This window comes from Kitasatospora sp. NPDC004799 (genome assembly GCF_040609095.1).
GTDB lineage: Bacteria > Actinomycetota > Actinomycetes > Streptomycetales > Streptomycetaceae > Kitasatospora.
Window position 1 is genome coordinate 1 of record NZ_JBEXJK010000815.1, and the last position, 1,220, is coordinate 1,220.

The following is a 1,220-nucleotide window of genomic DNA, read 5'->3' on the forward strand; positions in this document are numbered from 1 at the left end:
GCGCCGCCCGCACCCCGGTGGAGCGGGGGTACGGGCGGCGCCGCGGCGGAGCGGCCGGTCAGAGCACCACGCGGACGCCGTACGTCCGCAGCCAGGCGTCCAGCAGCAGGGCGCGCGGCAGCCAGGGCGGTGGGGTGAAGGTGCCGGTGTGCCAGCCGCCGCCGTCCACCTGGGCGCGCAGCGCCTCGGTGTTCAGCAGCGGCAGGACCGGCGAGTCGCGGTCGGCGAGCAGGGCGCGGACGGCCTCGCGGACCGCCTCCAGGTACTCCGGGCTCTGCCCGAACGGGAAGCCGCTCTTCTGCCGCCGCACCACCTCGGTGGGCAGCAGGTCGGCGACCGCCTCGCGCAGCAGGCCCTTCTCCTGGCCGCCGAGCCGCTTGAGCGCCCACGGGGTGTTCCACACGTACTCGACCAGCCGGTGGTCGGTGAACGGCAGCCGGACCAGCAGGCCGGCCGAGAAGCTCATCCGGTCCTTGCGGTCCAGCAGGAACGGCAGGAAGCGGGTGAGCTGGAGGTGGAAGGCCTCGCGCAGGCGGTGGTCCGCGCCCGACTCGCCCGCCAGCCGCGGGACTTCGGCGAGCGCCTCGCCGTAGCGGGCGGCCACCTCGGCGTCCACGTCCAGGTGGCGGCGCAACTCGGCGGAGAGCATCCCGCTGCGGTCGGTGATCCCGGCCGACCAGGGGAAGTTGGCGGTCGGTTGCGCGGCCTCGGCGGCGAACCAGGGGAAGCCGCCGAAGACGTCGTCCGCGCCCTCGCCGGAGAGCACCACCTCGGCGTGGCCGCGCACCTCGCGGAAGAGCAGGTGCAGCGAGACGTCGAGGTCGCCGACGCCGGGCAGGTCGCGGGCCCGCAGGGTGGCACCCAGGTGGTCGAGCAGCGAGGGGGCGTCCAGCAGGATCTCGGTGTGCCGGGTGCCCACGTGGTCGACCACCGCCCGCACGTACGGGGCGTCCCGGCTGACGTGCAGGGCGTCCGCCTTGAAGTCGGTCTCGCTGCCGGCGAAGTCGACCGAGTAGGTGGCGACCTTCTCGCCGCCGGCCGCGGCCAGGCCGACGATGGCGCTGGAGTCCAGGCCGCCGGAGAGCAGGGCGCCGGGCTTGACGCCGGTGTCGGCGGCCTGCCGGCGCACGGTGTCGGCGAGCAGGGCGCGCACCCGCCGGACGGTGGTCCGCTCGTCGTCGGTGTGCTCGGCGGCCTCCGGCGCCCAGTAGCGCCGGTGG

The 1,220-nt window shown here is 75.9% G+C and carries 1 protein-coding gene; it reads right to left on the reverse strand.

Annotated elements, in window-relative coordinates; translation table 11 throughout:
• Window positions 1-58 precede the first annotated feature (58 nt).
• The coding region (locus ABZW03_RS41000) for an asparagine synthase C-terminal domain-containing protein (protein WP_355269994.1) at window positions 59-1,220 on the reverse strand (1,162 nt) is incomplete at its 5' end.